The 16,749-nt window shown below is 40.0% G+C and carries 12 protein-coding genes and 7 pseudogenes; 16 read left to right on the forward strand and 3 right to left on the reverse strand.

Annotation, left to right across the window (positions count from 1 at the left end; all coding sequences use genetic code 11):
- Positions 1–4: 4 nt before the first annotated feature.
- Positions 5–779 (reverse strand): annotated as a pseudogene (gene mlaE / locus GNP35_RS09015) (lipid asymmetry maintenance ABC transporter permease subunit MlaE).
- A complete protein-coding gene (gene mlaF / locus GNP35_RS09020) occupies positions 776–1,609 on the reverse strand; it encodes a phospholipid ABC transporter ATP-binding protein MlaF (protein ID WP_330997754.1) in 834 nt (277 codons plus the stop codon). Before mlaF ends, mlaE begins: the two are co-directional and overlap by 4 nt.
- A gap of 239 nt (positions 1,610–1,848) precedes the next feature.
- Between mlaF and GNP35_RS09025 the strand changes: the two are divergent.
- The 14 genes and pseudogenes from GNP35_RS09025 (at position 1,849) to GNP35_RS09085 (ending at position 12,058) form a co-directional block, all read left to right on the forward strand.
- Positions 1,849–2,813 (forward strand): annotated as a pseudogene (locus tag GNP35_RS09025) (calcium/sodium antiporter).
- A gap of 15 nt (positions 2,814–2,828) precedes the next feature.
- Positions 2,829–3,793: pseudogene (locus tag GNP35_RS09030) on the forward strand (KpsF/GutQ family sugar-phosphate isomerase).
- Positions 3,793–4,360 (forward strand): annotated as a pseudogene (gene kdsC / locus GNP35_RS09035) (3-deoxy-manno-octulosonate-8-phosphatase KdsC). The pseudogenes GNP35_RS09030 and kdsC overlap by 1 nt, the downstream one beginning before the upstream one ends.
- Positions 4,360–4,916: pseudogene (gene lptC, locus GNP35_RS09040) on the forward strand (LPS export ABC transporter periplasmic protein LptC). Before kdsC ends, lptC begins: the two co-directional pseudogenes overlap by 1 nt.
- Positions 4,909–5,400 (forward strand): lipopolysaccharide transport periplasmic protein LptA, encoded by a 492-nt coding sequence (lptA, locus tag GNP35_RS09045; RefSeq protein WP_155695786.1) that lies wholly within the window; start codon positions 4,909–4,911, stop codon positions 5,398–5,400. Before lptC ends, lptA begins: the two are co-directional and overlap by 8 nt.
- 12 nt (positions 5,401–5,412) lie before the next feature.
- Positions 5,413–6,139, forward strand: a pseudogene (gene lptB / locus GNP35_RS09050) (LPS export ABC transporter ATP-binding protein).
- A gap of 52 nt (positions 6,140–6,191) precedes the next feature.
- Positions 6,192–7,685, forward strand: coding sequence for an RNA polymerase factor sigma-54 (locus tag GNP35_RS09055; protein ID WP_155695787.1), 1,494 nt, complete (start codon positions 6,192–6,194; stop codon positions 7,683–7,685).
- A gap of 34 nt (positions 7,686–7,719) precedes the next feature.
- Positions 7,720–8,007 carry a ribosome hibernation promoting factor gene (hpf, locus tag GNP35_RS09060; RefSeq protein WP_155695788.1) on the forward strand — a complete coding sequence of 96 codons (288 nt, stop codon included), beginning with the start codon at positions 7,720–7,722 and terminating at the stop codon, positions 8,005–8,007.
- Between the two features lie 90 nt (positions 8,008–8,097).
- On the forward strand, positions 8,098–8,547 hold the full coding sequence (locus tag GNP35_RS09065) for a PTS sugar transporter subunit IIA (protein ID WP_155695789.1): 450 nt from the start codon (positions 8,098–8,100) through the stop codon (positions 8,545–8,547).
- 2 nt (positions 8,548–8,549) lie between these two features.
- On the forward strand, positions 8,550–9,410 hold the full coding sequence (gene rapZ / locus GNP35_RS09070; RefSeq protein WP_155695790.1) for an RNase adapter RapZ: 861 nt from the start codon (positions 8,550–8,552) through the stop codon (positions 9,408–9,410).
- 9 nt (positions 9,411–9,419) lie between these two features.
- Positions 9,420–9,689: an HPr family phosphocarrier protein gene (locus GNP35_RS09075; RefSeq protein WP_155695791.1), complete on the forward strand. Its 270-nt coding sequence runs from the start codon at positions 9,420–9,422 to the stop codon at positions 9,687–9,689.
- A gap of 99 nt (positions 9,690–9,788) precedes the next feature.
- Positions 9,789–11,145, forward strand: a pseudogene (gene mgtE, locus GNP35_RS09080) (magnesium transporter).
- 54 nt (positions 11,146–11,199) lie between these two features.
- Entirely contained in the window at positions 11,200–11,559 is a 360-nt protein-coding gene (locus tag GNP35_RS16560) for a S1-like domain-containing RNA-binding protein (protein WP_414153679.1), read from the forward strand.
- The gene (locus GNP35_RS09085; RefSeq protein WP_414153680.1) at positions 11,498–12,058 is read left to right on the forward strand and encodes a S1 RNA-binding domain-containing protein; all 561 of its coding nucleotides are present in this window, start codon (positions 11,498–11,500) and stop codon (positions 12,056–12,058) included. Before GNP35_RS16560 ends, GNP35_RS09085 begins: the two co-directional genes overlap by 62 nt.
- Positions 12,059–12,202: 144 nt before the next feature.
- Here the strand turns inward: GNP35_RS09085 and pmbA are convergent, their stop codons facing one another.
- The gene (pmbA, locus tag GNP35_RS09090; protein ID WP_155695792.1) at positions 12,203–13,546 is read right to left on the reverse strand and encodes a metalloprotease PmbA; all 1,344 of its coding nucleotides are present in this window, start codon (positions 13,544–13,546) and stop codon (positions 12,203–12,205) included.
- Here pmbA and yjgA point away from each other — a divergent pair.
- Together yjgA and GNP35_RS09100 are read left to right on the forward strand one after the other, a co-directional pair.
- Positions 13,527–14,150: a ribosome biogenesis factor YjgA gene (gene yjgA, locus GNP35_RS09095; RefSeq protein ID WP_155695793.1), complete on the forward strand. Its 624-nt coding sequence runs from the start codon at positions 13,527–13,529 to the stop codon at positions 14,148–14,150. The two genes, pmbA and yjgA, sit on opposite strands and share 20 nt — an antisense overlap.
- 10 nt (positions 14,151–14,160) lie before the next feature.
- Positions 14,161–16,659 carry an autotransporter outer membrane beta-barrel domain-containing protein gene (locus GNP35_RS09100; protein ID WP_155695794.1) on the forward strand — a complete coding sequence of 833 codons (2,499 nt, stop codon included), beginning with the start codon at positions 14,161–14,163 and terminating at the stop codon, positions 16,657–16,659.
- Positions 16,660–16,749 lie beyond the last annotated feature (90 nt).

Below are 16,749 nucleotides of genomic sequence, written 5' to 3' on the forward strand. Positions count from 1 at the left end.
TAAATTAGCTACCGAACATTACGGCAGTTAATACAAATCTAAACCTAGAACGGCTAACGAAGCTTGCACAACAGTTTGTGTGGTTGCTTGGCTAATTCCTTCTGAAGTAGGTACCGCGTCATAACCTCTATATAGTGCAATCCAAGTTACAACAAATGCAAATACAACACTTTTAATTACGCCATTTAAAACGTCATCTTGGAAGTCTACGCTCGCTTGCATGATTGACCAAAAACTTCCATGATCAACACCAAGCCATTCAACACCAACTAAATGTCCGCCTAAAATACCCACAGAGGAAAATAGCAAAGCTAGGATTGGCATACTAAAGACACCAGCCCAAATCTTGGTGCAACAACACGCTTAATTGGGTCTACCGCCATCATTTCAAGCGATGTTAACTGTTCAGTCGCTTTCATTAAACCAATTTCAGCGGTTAGCGCAGAGCCCGCACGACCAGCAAATAATAGTGCCGTCACTACTGGACCTAACTCTCTTAACAGAGCCAATGATACCATTGGGCCTAAGCTGTCTTCTGCCCCGTAATCAATTAAAACCGTATAACCTTGTAGGGCTAGTACCATGCCAATAAATAAACCAGATACCAAAATTATAATGAGCGATTGAACGCCAACTACATATATTTGCTTAATAAATAATGGAAACGCCTTAAATATGTTGAAACGCCCAAAAATCGCACCTATCAATAAGGCTGTTGCCCTTCCAATAGAGGCCATTTTTTCAATGGTGTTTTTTCCTAACGACTGTAAGGCTTTCATTTAGATCCCATCATAATATCTTGTTGCAATGAATCTGCCGCAAAGTGAAATGGTACTGGTCCATCGGCTTCACCGCGTAAAAATTGTTGGACTAATTCAGAGTCACTTTCTAACAACTCTTCAGTTGTACCGTGACCAATCACTCGTTTGTCCGCCATAATGTATAGGTAATCAGCAATTTCCATCACTTCTTTCACATCATGTGACACTATAATACTGGTTAAGTTTAATGAAGAATTTAAATCTCTTATTAATCGAACTAAAACACCCATTGATATTGGGTCTTGGCCAACAAACGGTTCGTCAAACATAATCAAGTCTGGGTCTAGTGCAATTGAACGCGCTAATGCGGCTCTTCTTGCCATACCGCCCGATAATTCTGCGGGCATTAAATCGCGGGCACCACGTAAACCAACCGCTTCTAGTTTAAGTAATACCATAGTCCGCACAACATCTTCTGGCAAAGTGGTATGTTCACGTATTGGAAAAGCCACGTTGTCAAATACCGTCATATCGGTAAACAAGGCACCACTTTGAAATAACATGCTCATTTTTTCGCGAACTTTATATAGGGCTGAACGCGATAATTTAGGAATATTACTACCAGCAACAAGGATGTCGCCAGTGTCAGGCATTAGCTGACCACCAATAAGGCGTAGCATGGTTGTTTTACCGATACCACTGGGGCCCATTATTGCAGTGATCTTACCTTTTGGAAATTTTAACGAGATATCATCGTAAATTACGCGGTCGCCTCGCGAAAACGTTACGTTTTTTAATTCCACCAACGCCTCTTGTTGGTGAATAGAATCAGACAAATTTTTAGTCACCGTGTCTCCGCGTAAATTAATGATATTTTGATAGACTGGCCATTGTATTCATTAATGACAAAATTAGCTACGCTTGAAATGTTAAAAATTATTAATATTCACTTACGTTTACATCAGGCGAGTAAATTGATTAAGAATTAACTAAGTATAATCCAAAACAGCAATATATTTTGCTTTCTTAAGCGACTAAAGCCACAATAACACCAATATTTATTCAACATTTGTTAAGTTTTTCTATCATGCTAATTGCTTCAATTATTCTTCTTTTGTCATTCGCAGTATTAGTCTGGGGTGCCGACAAATTTGTCTATGGTGCTTCTGGGCTAGCAAAGAATTTAGGAATATCTCCGCTTATAATAGGCTTAACTATTGTTGCGATGGGATCATCAGCGCCAGAAATTATGGTTTCTGCCAATGCCGCTTTAAAAGGCGCGACGGATACATCAGTCGGCAATGCATTGGGATCAAATATAACCAATATATTATTGGTCCTTGGCGTTACAACTCTCGTGCGTCCACTTTTGTATCTTCGTCAACACTCTACAGAGAAATGCCAATTCTACTCGGTTTTACATTATTGGCCTGGTGGGTATTAGCTGACAACTATTTATCGTTAGTAGAAGGTGTTGTATTACTTGCTTTATTCTTTGGCTTTATTGGTTATTTAATCTTTTTGTCTAAAAGCAAAAAGGACGGGGAAACCGATCTCCTACTGGCTGAAACCGAGAGTGAAATTCCTGATAACTTACCGACCAAAAATGCAATATTTTGGGTTGTTGCGGGCCTAATAATGTTGCCATTAAGTTCACACTTTTTAGTAGACTCAGCGGTCATAATTGCCCAACACTTTGGAATAAGCGAACTGGTAATAGGACTTACGATAATTGCTATTGGTACTAGTCTGCCTGAATTAGCAGCGAGCGTAGCCAGTGTATTAAAAGGTGAAGATGATATGGCTATTGGCAATATCATTGGTTCTAATATTTTTAATATTCTAGCTGTTTTAGGTATTGGAGCGGTCATTAACCCTAGTGTAATTGACCCATCAGCCGCATCACGAGATATATTTGTAATGATAGCCGCGACTATAATGCTTCTGGTTATGGCCATGAGCTTTGCTCAAAGAAAACGTCAAATAAACCGTATTGAAGGTGCTATTTTGTTAAGCGCATTTATCGGCTATCAATTTGTGCTATTTGCATAATTTAATGAGGTAAAAATGAATTCACTTATCGCGTCTGCCTTAAAAGTAATTGCTATTGAAAAAGCAGCGATTGAAAACTTAACAAGCTCATGTAACAACGACTTTGTATCAGCATGTAATGCAATTTTAGCCTGTAAAGGTCGCGTTATTGTGACTGGCATGGGCAAGTCTGGGCACATAGCCAATAAAATTGCCGCAACTCTAGCAAGTACAGGAACACCTGCATTTTACGTACACCCGGGTGAAGCAAGCCACGGTGACCTAGGCATGTTCACAAAAGAAGACGTTGTTTTAGCATTATCAAATAGTGGTGAGACCGGTGAGATTGTTACTTTATTACCTGTGTTAAAACGCTACGGCTGCGTGATTATCTCCATGACAGGAAACTCTGAATCCACTTTAGCTCAAAACAGCAACGTTCATTTATACTCAGGTGTTGAGGAAGAAGCTTGTCCGCTTGGTTTAGCACCTACTGCTTCAACTACGGCTAGTCTAGTGTTAGGTGACGCTTTAGCGGTCTCTTTGCTCGAAGCAAGAGGTTTCACCGCTGAAGATTTTGCACTTAGCCACCCAGGTGGTGCGCTAGGTCGAAAACTATTATTAACAAACAAAGACATCATGCATACCCATGACCGAATTCCATTGGTCAGCGAAAAAGCGACATTAAAGAAGCAATTATAGAAATGTCAGCTAAAGGTTTAGGGATGACAGGTGTAATCAATGCAAACCAAGAATTGATTGGAATATTTACCGACGGTGATTTACGTCGTTGGTTAGATCACGCAGAATTTAGAACAGACCTTAATATTACAAAAGTAATGACGTTAAGCTCAGTGGTGACGACGGCAAACATACTTGCCGCGGAAACATTGACTTTAATGGAGTCTAAAAAAATCAGTTGTTTATTTGTAGTTGATGAACAAAATAAACCTGTTGGCGCTTTAAACATGCATGACTTACTAAAGGCTGGAGTTATCTAATGCAAAGATTTAGTCAATGGTACCAACCTTTGCCAAGCGATGTTGTAGGTAGAGCGAAAGCAATAAAGCTTCTGATTTGTGATATCGACGGTATTTTTTCCGATGGCTCTGTTTATATGGGCAATAATGGCGAAGAGCTAAAAGCATTTAATACTAAAGACGGTTTTGGATTAAAAGCACTCATGAACACGGGATGTCAGGTGGCGGTTATCACAGGAAGAAATTCCAAAATTGTAGAAAATCGAATGAACAGCCTTGGCGTAAAACATATTTATCAAGGTATGGAAACTAAACTCATTGGCTTTGAGCAACTCTGTGCTGACTTATCGGTAGAGGCCCATGAAGTAGCCTTTATTGGTGACGATTTTCCAGACGTTTCCTGTTATGAAAAAAGTTGGCTTTGCCGTTTCAGTCACCGATGGACATCCCTTTGTAAAAGAAATATCGCATTACGTTACGCAAACTCCTGGTGGCAAAGGTGCGGTAAGAGAGTTAACAGATTTAATCATTATGGCGCAACAAGGCGAAGACTACATTACCAGTCACTTTGAGGGTGCGAGCAGTTAATGAGAACTAAACTCGTCATAATTTTAATTTTCATAGGTATTAGTTTATATCTGTGGTTACCTGCTTTTAATACACTAAATGAATTTGATGATAGTGATGAGCCAGTATTAATACCGGACTTTACCGCTACACTCTTACATCAAGAAATGTTTAATGTTGAGGGTAAATTAAAACAGGAAGTTTTTTCACAGAAAATGGAACATTATGCTCAGCTTGCACTTACTTATTTTGAGCAGCCAGAGTTTATAATTTACCAAGACGACAAACCCTTTTGGCGTTTAGCGGCTATGACCGGAAGTGTTCAAGATGGCAGGCTAACACTGGAAAATGACGTTACTATGTTCCAGCTTAATGATAATAAACTAGTGACTAGTATTGAAACTGAGTATATTGAAATTGATTTAGACTCTCAGCTCGTTGTCACCGATAAGCCTATTATTATTCGCGGCGAAAAACGACTATTGAAGGCAAAGGCTTGCGTGCTGATTTAAAAGCCGAGCGAGTAACTTTAACAAAACACGTAAGAACAATCTTAAAAGGAAATCAAGATGACTAAGGTTTTAACTATTTTTTTAGCTTCACTATTACTAATCTGTCAAATGGCCATCGCTAATGATGACCTTGTTATCGACTCTGAAAACCAAGATCTAGATTACAAAAATAACACTATGTTTTTTAGTGGCAACGTGAAAATTCAGCAAGGTACCTTAACTATTACTGCGGACGAGCTTTTTGTCATCACTAAAGATGGCGTAGGAGAAAAGTTAATAGCCAAAGGTAAACCGGCCAAATTTATTCAGGACGATCCTGCCAGTGAGCTTTTAGAAGCGAGTTCTAACGAAATTGTATATATGATTAACGATCGAGTTTTAGAGCTAAACGGCGAAGCTAAATATAAGCAAGGCAGCTCAATTGTTGAAAGTGGCAATATTGTCTTTGACTTAAATGCTCAGCGAGTTAAAGCAGACGGCGATAAATCAACAGGTGGCCGTGTAACAACGACTATTAAAACAAAAAAACACAGCCAAATAACTAAGTAGAGAAAACCTAATATGACCAAGTTGGTGGCCAAGCATTTAGCCAAATCTTATAAAAGTAGACAAGTTGTTAAAGATGTAAGCCTGTCGGTTGAAGCCGGACAAGTTGTGGGTTTACTAGGACCTAATGGCGCAGGTAAAACAACCACGTTTTATATGATTGTAGGTCTTGTACCAAATGATAAAGGTGTTATCCAACTCGACGAAACCGATTTAAGTCATGAGCCTATGCACGTAAGAGCTCGTAAAGGTATCGGTTATCTTCCTCAAGAGTCTTCGATATTTAAAAAGCTTACGGTTTCACAAAACATCATGTCAGTTCTAGAAATGCGCAAAGACATTGATGCAAACCAGCAAGCCGATTTGTTAGATGATCTTATTGCGGAGTTTCATATTGATCATATACGGGACAGCCTTGGCATGGCGCTATCTGGCGGGGAACGTCGCAGAGTAGAGATTGCACGTGCTTTAGCGGCAGATCCAAAAATTATTCTTTTAGACGAACCTTTTGCAGGAGTTGATCCTATCTCGGTGATAGATATCAAAAAAATAATCCAACAATTAACCGCAAAGGGAATAGGTGTTCTTATTACTGACCATAATGTCCGTGAAACACTTGATGTCTGTGAAAAAGCCTATATCGTAAGTCATGGGGAGCTAATTGCCGAAGGAAACTCCTTCACAGGTACTAGAAAGTGACATTGTGAAGAAAGTTTATCTTGGTGACCAGTTCAAACTTTGATATTTTGTTAGTACAAATAAGTTTATTTTAGTCAGTACTTTACTGGGATCAAATGAGACCAACACTACAACTTAAAATGGGTCAGCAGTTAACTATGACCCCTCAATTACAACAAGCAATTCGTTTGTTGCAATTGTCGTCGTTAGAACTGCAACAAGAAATCCAAGAAGCCTTGGACAGCAACCCCTTGTTAGAAAATGACGAGGAGCATGGTTCTGTTGAGCATATTGAACTCCCTAAAGACAATCACGACCGTCATGAAAATGAAGCCGCGTCCAATTCAAATGACGATGAAATTGAATGGACTAAAGATGAACGTGATACCAACGAAAACATTCAAGAACAAACAATAGGTGACGAGCTCCCTACTGACTCTAGTTGGGACGATTACATGAGTGCGGCTCCTGCTAGCTCAGGCCCAGCCTACGAAGGCGAAGACACTGTTTACCAGGGTGAAACAACGCTGGATATTCAAGACCATCTAAAGTGGCAACTTAATCTTTCTCCTTTTTCAGAACATGACTTAGCCATTGCTACCGCGATTATTGACGCCATCGATGATAAAGGCTTTTTGACCGTCTCAACAGAAGACATCGTAGAGTCTGTAGATATTGAAGATGTTGAAATTGAAGAAGTAGAGGCCGTATTAAAGCGTATCCAACACTTTGATCCTATTGGTGTTGCTACCCGAGGCTTGCAAGAATGCCTACTTGTTCAGTTGCAACAATATAGTATTGATACGCCTTTTAGACAGGAAGCTATTGACTTAATTGCGGAGAATATCGACCTACTGGCTAATCGCGATTACCGTACCATTCTCCGTAAAACAAAATTAAAAGAAAATGACTTAAAAGAAGCCTTAGAGCTCATTCAGTCTCTGAACCCAAATCCTGCTAGCTTAGTTATTAAAGATGAAATTGACTATGTAATTCCAGACGTTAGCGTAATTAAGAAAAAAGGTCGTTGGTTAGTAGAGCTAAATCCTAATTCTATGCCTAAAATTAAAGTGAACGAACAGTACGCTTCACTGTCTAAAACTTCAACTAATAGCTCTGATGCTCAATTTGTTCGTTCACACTTACAAGAAGCAAAATGGTTTATTAAAAGTTTAGAAAGCAGAAACGACACTTTATTGAAGGTATCAAATTGTATAGTACAGCAGCAACAAGCCTTTTTTGAATATGGTCCAGAAGCTATGAAGCCAATGGTTCTAAACGATGTAGCAGAAATGGTTGATATGCATGAGTCCACAATATCACGTGTGACAACACAAAAATTCATGCACACTCCCAGAGGAATCTTTGAATTAAAGTACTTCTTCTCTAGCCACGTTAGCACCGAAAATGGTGGTGAATGTTCATCAACCGCAATTAGAGCTTTAATTAGAAAGTTAGTTGCCGCTGAAAACCAAGTAAAGCCGTTAAGTGACAGTAAGATTGCCGATATTCTGGCCGAACAGGGCATCCAAGTAGCCAGAAGAACTATCGCAAAATACCGGGAGTCGTTAAACATTCCCCCTTCAAACCAGAGAAAACGATTGGTGTAATACACCCATTTTATCAATTAAGAAGGAAGTGCATATGCAAATTAATTTAACTTGTCGTCATGTCGATGCAACAGAGTCTTTAAAAGAGTATGTTGATACGAAATTTGCAAAGTTACAGCGTCATTTTGACCACATTAACAACGTCCATGTGATTTTAGACGTTGAAAAGCTAAGCCAAAAAGCAGAAGCGACCATGCATGTTAACGGTGGAGAGCTCTTTGCTACATCGGAGCATACAGATATGTATGCTGCTATTGACTCATTAATTGATAAACTTGATCGTCAAGTTATTAAGCACAAAGAAAAGTTAATTCGACACTAACTTCTCTCATTAAAATTAAAGTGCCAAGGACGGTACTTTTAATCCATCTTTTGAGATAAGATCAAAAGAAAATAGCAGTAAAATAAAACCATGAATGTAAAGTTACTTCTGCAACCTGACTGCACAAAAGTGCTGGCAGACTGCCAAAGCAAGAAAAAGATCCTTGAGCATATTGCCGAGATTGCTAGTACTAAGTTACCTGATCTAACTTGCACAGATATATTGGCGAGTCTGATGAATCGCGAAAAACTAGGAAGTACAGGAATAGGAAATGGCGTAGCCATTCCTCATGGAAAAATCACCCCAAAAGGTGAACCAGTCGCGGTATTATTGGTTAGTCACCCTGGAATAAATTACGACGCGATTGATAATCGCCCAGTAGACGTATTTTTTGCACTATTAGTGCCTGAAGATCAATGTGATGTTCATCTTCAAACGCTTGCGTCTATTGCAGAAATCTTTGATAACAAAGATATGCTGAAACGAATTAGAAGTGCCGAAACAGATAACGACTTATACAACGTAATTGAAGCTGCTTAATCATGCATATATTTATAGTTAGTGGCCGTTCAGGCTCAGGGAAGACGGTAGTACTTAGAGTACTTGAAGACTTAGGTTACTACTGCGTTGATAATTTACCAGTAGACCTACTGCCTGCTCTATCGCATTCGCTATCACAAAATTACCCACAAGTTGCTGTAAGCATTGATGTTCGAAACTTGCCAAGCTCTGAACAAGAGTTAATGGATAACTTGGACTTCTTACCTAAAGGTGTAAAAACCACGGTTCTTTATATCGATGCTAAAGATGAAGTACTTATTCGTCGTTATAGCGAAACTCGACGACTACACCCTCTTACCAAAGGCGACGCTTCATTACCTGATGCCATCGCCCAAGAAAGTAAATTATTAGATGGCTTGTCTTCTAGAGCCGACCTATATATAGACACGTCAGATTTGAACGTGCATCAACTTACCGAAATGGTAAGAGAAAAAATATTAGGTAAATCTGATAAAGAACTGGTTATAACCTTTGAATCCTTTGGTTTCAAATACGGCGTTCCAAACGACATTGATTTTGTTTTTGATGCACGATTTTTACCTAACCCGCATTGGGAACCTGAATTACGTGCTTTAACCGGATTAGACTTACCCGTTAAAGACTTCTTTTCCAGCCAGCCATTAGTGAATAAATTTGTTTTTCAAATTAATAACTTTATGTCCACTTGGTTGCCTCATTTAGAGCGCAATAATAGAAGCTACTTAACAATAGCTATAGGCTGCACAGGTGGAAAACACCGCTCCGTATACATTGCAGAAACCCTCGCTGAGCAGTTCCGCTCTCGCGGTAAAAATATCAAAACTCGACACCGCGAAATGAGTCGTTATTTAGAACAGCTATAGGGCTTAGTCATGTTATCGCGCACTATCACTATCCAAAACAAACTTGGATTACACGCTAGAGCTGCCACCAAAATGGCTCAGTTGGCACTTCAATTTAAAGCCAAAGTACAAGTTCAACAAGGTGAAAAAACGGCAAGTGCTGACAGCGTAATGGCTTTGCTCATGTTAGCAAGTAATCAAGGCAAAGAAGTAACAATCACTGCGGACGGCGAAGACGAAGAACAAGCATTAAACGCAATTTGTGAACTTGTAAGCAACCGCTTTGATGAGTCTGAATAACCTCTTATCTTGCCAGTAAAACAACCAGTTACTATCATAAAATGGCAATCTAAGTTAGACTTACGCGCAAGGTAAACAACAGAAACCTTTGATTTTGATATGCCTGAATTATTAGAACAAGAATACACAATTCCAATTAATGAACTAAATACCGCTATCAGTGACGGTATGTTTGTTCGTGTCCGGAATATGCTTGATTCTATGGCTGCAAATGACATTGCTCTGTTATTACACGCCTCACCGCCTAAAAGTCGTACTGTTATTTGGCAACTTATCGACAGCAGTATTCAAGGTGAGATTCTAGAAGAGTTATCTGAAGAGGTTTCGTAACCCAATATTACGAGCAATGGAGCCAGAGCGTGTTGCTGAAGCCGCTACCAACCTTGATGATGATGACTTCTCAGAAGTTTTACGGAGTATGCCGGACGCTGTTTATCGCCGTGTATTAAAAAGTATGGATAAACAGGACCAAGCGCGTGCAGAACGAGTGATGTCTTATGAAGAAGATTCAGCTGCCGCATTAATGAATACCGATACGGTTACGGTTCGCCCTGACGTAACCGTTGACGTAATCCTAAGATATTTACGCCTCAAAGAGTCACTCCCAGAAAATACAGATTATTTGTACGTTGTAGACAAGCAAGATCACTTTATTGGTGAGGTGTCACTATCAGCGCTCGTGACCTCTAATCCGAGTAAACTCATTTCGGAAGTAATGGAAACAGACTTTGAGGTCATCCCAGCATCGATGCAGGAATCTGAGGTCGCCACACTATTTGAACGATATGACTGGATGACAGCCCCAGTTATTGACGAAAATGGCTTATTGCTAGGCCGTATCACCATAGATGACGTGGTTGATATTATTCGTGAAGACGCTGAACACTCAATGTTGAGCATGGCAGGTCTTGATGATGAAGCCGATACATTTGCACCGGTTTTAGACAGTACCAGAAAGCGCTCGCTGTGGTTAGGCGTTAACTTATTCACCGCGTTGTTGGCAGCGTTTGTATCGAGTTTATTTGAGAGTACTCTCGACGAGCTAGCTTTTCTCGCCGTGCTAAATACTATCGTGCCTAGCATGGGTGGCGTTGCCGGTAGTCAAACTTTAACGCTGGTTATTCGTGGTATGGCAATGGGCCATGTCAGCGAATCAAACTCAAGATGGCTACTAGGCAAAGAGCTTGCCATTGGCTTTCTAAACGGTCTTATTTGGGCCATCCTTATTGCCGGAGTTGTGGCGATATGGAAGCAAGATTTAATGCTTGGTGGCGTATTGGCTTTTGCAATGTTAATGAACCTCGTTGCAGCCGGTTTGTCCGGTGTATTAATCCCACTTGCATTAAAACGTATGAACATCGACCCAGCTTTAGCTGGTAGTGTTATACTGACAACAGTGACCGACATTGTCGGCATATTTGCATTCCTAGGCACGGCAACATGGTTGCTACTTTAACGTAGTAGCAACATCAAAAAAGACGTGCCTTCTTAGTAAAATTGGAAAAATTAAATGATTGAAGTTGGAAAAACCAACACATTCCCTATCTCAAAAATCGTCGACTTTGGTGTTTTTGTTGATGCCGGTGATGGCGACGAACTGCTTATCCCTAGAAAACATGCACCTAAAGATGCAAAAGAAGGTGATGAAGTAAGAGTATTTGTCTATTTGGATTCAGAAGATAGACCTATTGCAACAACGCAAAGACCAAAGGTAGAAGTTGGTCAGTTTGCATATTTAAAAGTAACAGACGTTACTCGTGTTGGTGCTTTTGTAGACTGGGGCTTAGACAAAGAATTACTTGTTCCATATGGCGAAACAGCACAGACCAATGGAAGTGGGCGAACGTTATTTGGTTTATGTTTATCTTGATGACCTTGATCAGCGCCCTACTGCGTCTTCAAAAATAGACAAATTTGTCAAAGATGAAAATGAAGGCACCTTTAAGCCTGAGCAACAAGTTGACTTGATCATTGCGAACAGCACCGAGCTAGGCTTTAAAGCTATTATCAATCATAGCCATTGGGGTTTGCTGTTCAAACAAGATGTATTCCAACGCCTTAGTTTTGGCCAATCTAAAAAAGGCTTTATTACTCGAATTCGTCCAGATGACAGAATTAACCTTAGCCTTCAAGGCGGAAAGGTGACTCGTGATAAATACTCAAAAATCATCATGGAATTTTTGAATAAAGAAGGTGGTTTTGCCGCGGTTCATGACAAGTCTAAACCAGAAGTCATTTCTAACTTGTTTGGCATGAGCAAGGCAGCCTTCAAAAAAGCTATAGGTGGTTTGTATAAATCAGGCGATATCGTAATTGAGAAAACTGGTATTCGTTTAGTTGAAAAAGAGTCTGGCGACGAGCAAGAGTGATCCAATAATGGATCAATGTCAGAGCCTCATGGTAAATTTTGAATTTTGAATTTTGAATCATTTATAAAAAAGGAAGCGTAGGCTTCCTTTTTTGTTATCAATATTAGCCACTGCACTAATTGATTGTATTCGCAGTAAAGTAACCTAGTTACCAGCAATCTTCATATTTTCAATTAATACCGAGCCGGTTTGAACCGCACCGCGACGCTCAACATCACCACCAATAGCAACAATCTGTTTGAACATATTAGACAAATTACCAGCAATGGTTACTTCAGATACTGGATATTGGATTTCACCGTTTTCTACCCAAAACCCTGCAGCTCCGCGACTGTAATCACCAGTCACTGTGTTCACGCCTTGACCCATAAGCTCAGTTACTAACAAACCTTTGTCCATTTTCTTTAACATGGCCGCTAAATCAGGATCAGTTTGGCTAATGTACCAGTTATGAATTCCACCTGCATGGCCTGTTGTTTTAAGGCCCATTTTACGAGCCGAATAACCAGTTAATAAATAAGTGGTTAACACGCCTGCTTCAATGATATTTCTATCTACCGTAGCGACACCTTCAGAATCAAACGGACTACTTGCCAAACCTTGTAGCACATGAGGGCGTTCTTCAATGGTTAGAAACTCAGGTAAAATTTGAGTATCTATGCTATCCATCAAAAACGAAGAGTTTCGATACAGACTTCCACCACTAATTGCGGAAACTAGGTGGCCAAATAACGTTGACGCTACTTCAGCATGAAATAACACCGGCACCTGACAAGTATCTAACTTTTTAGCATCTAAGCGTTCAAGTGCCGCTTTTGCAGCTTTACTACCAACCGTTGTCGCCGCTTCCATGTTTTGGAAAATTCGGTCAACGGTGTAAGCATAATCTCGTTGCATTTCATCGCCAGACTCTGCAATCACAGAACAGCTTAAACTATGACGACTACTTGGGTAACCTTCAATAAAGCCATGAGAATTGCCATAAACTTTAAAACCTTGATAAGAAGATAGTGACGCGCCGTCTGAGTTCGTGATCCTAGAATCAGCTTCAAAAGCAGACTTCTCAGCTTCTAAACAAAAAGTGATGGCTTCTTCTGGAGTAATTTCATGAGGATGATATAAATCTAAGTCTTGAATATCCGTTGCCATTAACTCAGACTCTACTAATCCAGCAAATGAATCTTCGTTGGTATACTTAGCAATATCAATCGCTGCTTTGACCGTTCTTTCCAAAGCTTCATGACTTAAATCAGCCGTTGACGCTGAACCTTTATGTTGACCAACATACACGGTAATACCAAGAGCACCCTCCTGGTTGAACTCGATATTTTCAAGTTCTTCACAACGACTAGACACCGAAATCCCCTTCGATTTACTAATCACAGCTTCCGCTGAAGTTGCACCATGTTGCTTGCTCATGTCTAGCAAATCAGCAATTGCGGTTTTCACTTCACTGATTTGTTGAAAAATGTCGCTATTATTCGTCATAAAGGCTCAAAAATACTGGTTAATTTACTCACTTGAGCATACCATAAATCTATATCTTCGTTTATCAAAATCTAATGACCCAATTGTTATGACAAAACCATATTATTTAATGCCTGATGATGAAAATTACATCAGCAAATCTGAAATTAAACAAGAAGCAAAAGACCTACGTATTTTTGCTGAAAAACTCGTTAAGCTTTCTAAATCGCAGCGCCAAAAAATAACGGCGAGTGACGAACTTTTAGATGCATTTAAGCTTGCTGACAAGATTGCAACAAAACCGGATGCATTGCGCCGACATATGCAATTTATGGCAAAGTTGCTTCGAGACGAAGCTCTTGATACTTTAAAGCTTGAATATCAAAGGTTAACCACTCCTGGCCAAGCCAATGATGCGCAAATGCAAAAAATAGAAAGGCTGCGTGACGCACTACTTAAAAGTGGTGATGAAGCAATTAACGATCTTCTTGAACAAGCACCTACGCTAGAACGTCAAAGAGTTAGACAGTTGACGCGTCAGGCTAAAAAAGAAGTAGAAAAAGAAAAGCCTGGAAAAAGTTATAAAGAGTTATTTCAGTATATAAAAGACGGACTTAGCAGTTAGGAGCTTTGCAGTGAATTACTTAAATCAACAACGATCACTTTTATCAAAAGTGTGGTTTTCAATCGCATTATTAGCCACATTAGTTTTAAGTGGTTGTAACGGCCACAGTGATGACGTGACTATCGAAGAAAGCATTTCAGGTACTGACGCAACGCTCAGTATAGCTGTCAGAGATGCGTTGAATAATGAGACAAATAGCTTTACATCAGGAAACCTAGCTACCGTTTCAGTATCTTTGGTTGATTTAAGTGGTGTTGCAATTAGCGGCCAACAAATTAGCTTTTCAACGGACAGCGGGACGTTGTCTAGCTCCTCTAGACTAACAGCAACGGATGGCACAACTTCTGTATCACTAAATACTTCTGACATATCGGCTGGAGTAGTAACGGTTACAGCAACAACAACTATTGATGATGAAACACTATCAATTGATACCGCGTTTGAAGTTTTATCCGCAAGCACAACTGAAGCAGCGTCACCAGAATTATCTATTACTTTGAAACGTAACGGCCTAGCCGTTAATCGATTTAAAGCCAACGAGTCGGCACAATTAGGTGTAATGCTTGTTGATGAAAATAATGTCGCTATACCAAATACAATTATTAGTTTCTCTGCTGAAATCGGTTCTTTGAATGCAAGCTCTGCTCTTACTAATTCAAGTGGTTTAGCGGAAGTTGAACTAAGCGGCAATGAAAATGATTTAGGCGCTGCATTAGCGACTATCTCAGCCACTATTAATGACATTACTTATGTCGACACTATTGCCTATGAAATTGTTGCGGCGGATGCGCTTGATGAAAACACAACGGTATTAATGGGGTCATTTGACGACGCCGGTAACTTTACGGAAGGTGAAATCAAATCGGCACTGACTGATGCAAACGGTAATACAGAAATTAGCGCAGGTGCTACGTTAGGCTTGTCTGTTGCTCTGGTTGATGAAAACTTTGACCCTATTACTTCAGCAACTACAATTTCATTTAGTTCTACCTGTGTTACAAATGGCGATGCGACAATAGATGCAACATCAACAACAGTAAATGGCATAGCTACTTCCACGTTCCAAGATGTTAGTTGTGCTGGTGCTCAAGGCAATGAAGACACGGTCGTTGCAACTGTTAGAGTAAATTCTGCTGATCTTACTGCAACTAAACAGATCACTCTATCTCCAGAAAGCTTAGGTTCTGTAGAGTTTGTTTCTGCTTCACCATCATCTATTGTACTTAAAGGCACTGGCGGTCAAGGCAAGCAAGAAACTTCAACCGTTACCTTTTTAGTCAAAGGTCAGCTAGGTAATCCTCTTAGTCAACAAGAGGTTAATTTCACTCTCAATACTGACGTTGGTGGATTAACTTTAGCTTCTGATTCAGGCGTGACTAACAATGAAGGTTTAGTCAGTGCCAAAGTAGTTGCCGGAACGGTACCAACCGCTGTACGAGTAACCGCAACGACAAGTAATGCGAACTCAAATACAGTAGCGACACAGTCAGACTTACTTTCTGTTAACACTGGCCTTCCGGATCAAAACTCATTAACGCTGTCACTTTCAACAATAAACCCAGAAGCACGAAATATTACTGGTACCGAAGTAACTGTAAGAGCTTACTTAGCAGATAGCTTTAATAACCCAGTTCCAGATGGCACAACAGTCAATTTTACAACTGAAGGTGGCGCTATAGAGCCGTCTTGTACAACCGTTGAAGGAAACTGTGCGGTCACTTGGACTTCTCAAGAACCTTACCCAGATAATCACCGCGTTACAATTCTAGCAACTGCAGAAGGCCATGAGTACTTTGTAGACGTAAACGGCGACAACGTTTATGGAACATCAGATGGTGATAGCATAAATGGGTCGGTTACTAATATTGATGAAATCAAGTCTGGGCTTGGCCGTATTAGCCCGTTATCTGGTGGATTCATTGACATGCCGGAAGCATGGCGTGATGACAATGAGAATTATAGTTTTGATTCTGGTGAGCTATTTATTGACTCAGATAATAGTGGCGATTACACAATTGAAGACAGTCTATTTAATGGTCCTCAGTGCCAAAGCGGCTGTGCAACAGCTAAGTTTTCAACGATTCGCAAAGCTCGTGTTTTGATTACATCAAGTTCTAACGCTTTATATCAATTACTAGATGATTCTGGAAGCATTTTAAGAACGAGCGACGAAGACGTAAATGATCCAAATATAGAGATTAATATACCTCGCGGTGGAGAAATCCTATTAGTACTCGAAATGTCAGACGAGCAATTTCAAACACTACCTTCCGGAACAGAGATAAGCATAGCTTCAAGCGTTGGCTTATTAATAAACGGAGGAACTTTCTTGGTGGCCAATACAGTGGGCTCTTTTGATCCTTCAACCCCTGGAACCAGAACCATCGAATTTAAGCTAAAAAACAACTTAGCGACAGGTGATGAGAGTGTTGATGGTGCTCTAATATTTTCAGCTACGGTTCCTTCAGGTAGGGTATCCGGTGATAGTGTGGCTGTAACATTAGAATAGGTTGAATATTTATTACGCTATAAATAGCAAACACGATAAAAAAACCAGAGTGCGCTCTGGTTTTTTATTAATCATCTAAGTAACCTGCTC

Source organism: Psychrosphaera haliotis, assembly GCF_009728465.1.
Taxonomy (GTDB): Bacteria; Pseudomonadota; Gammaproteobacteria; order Enterobacterales; family Alteromonadaceae; genus Psychrosphaera; species Psychrosphaera haliotis.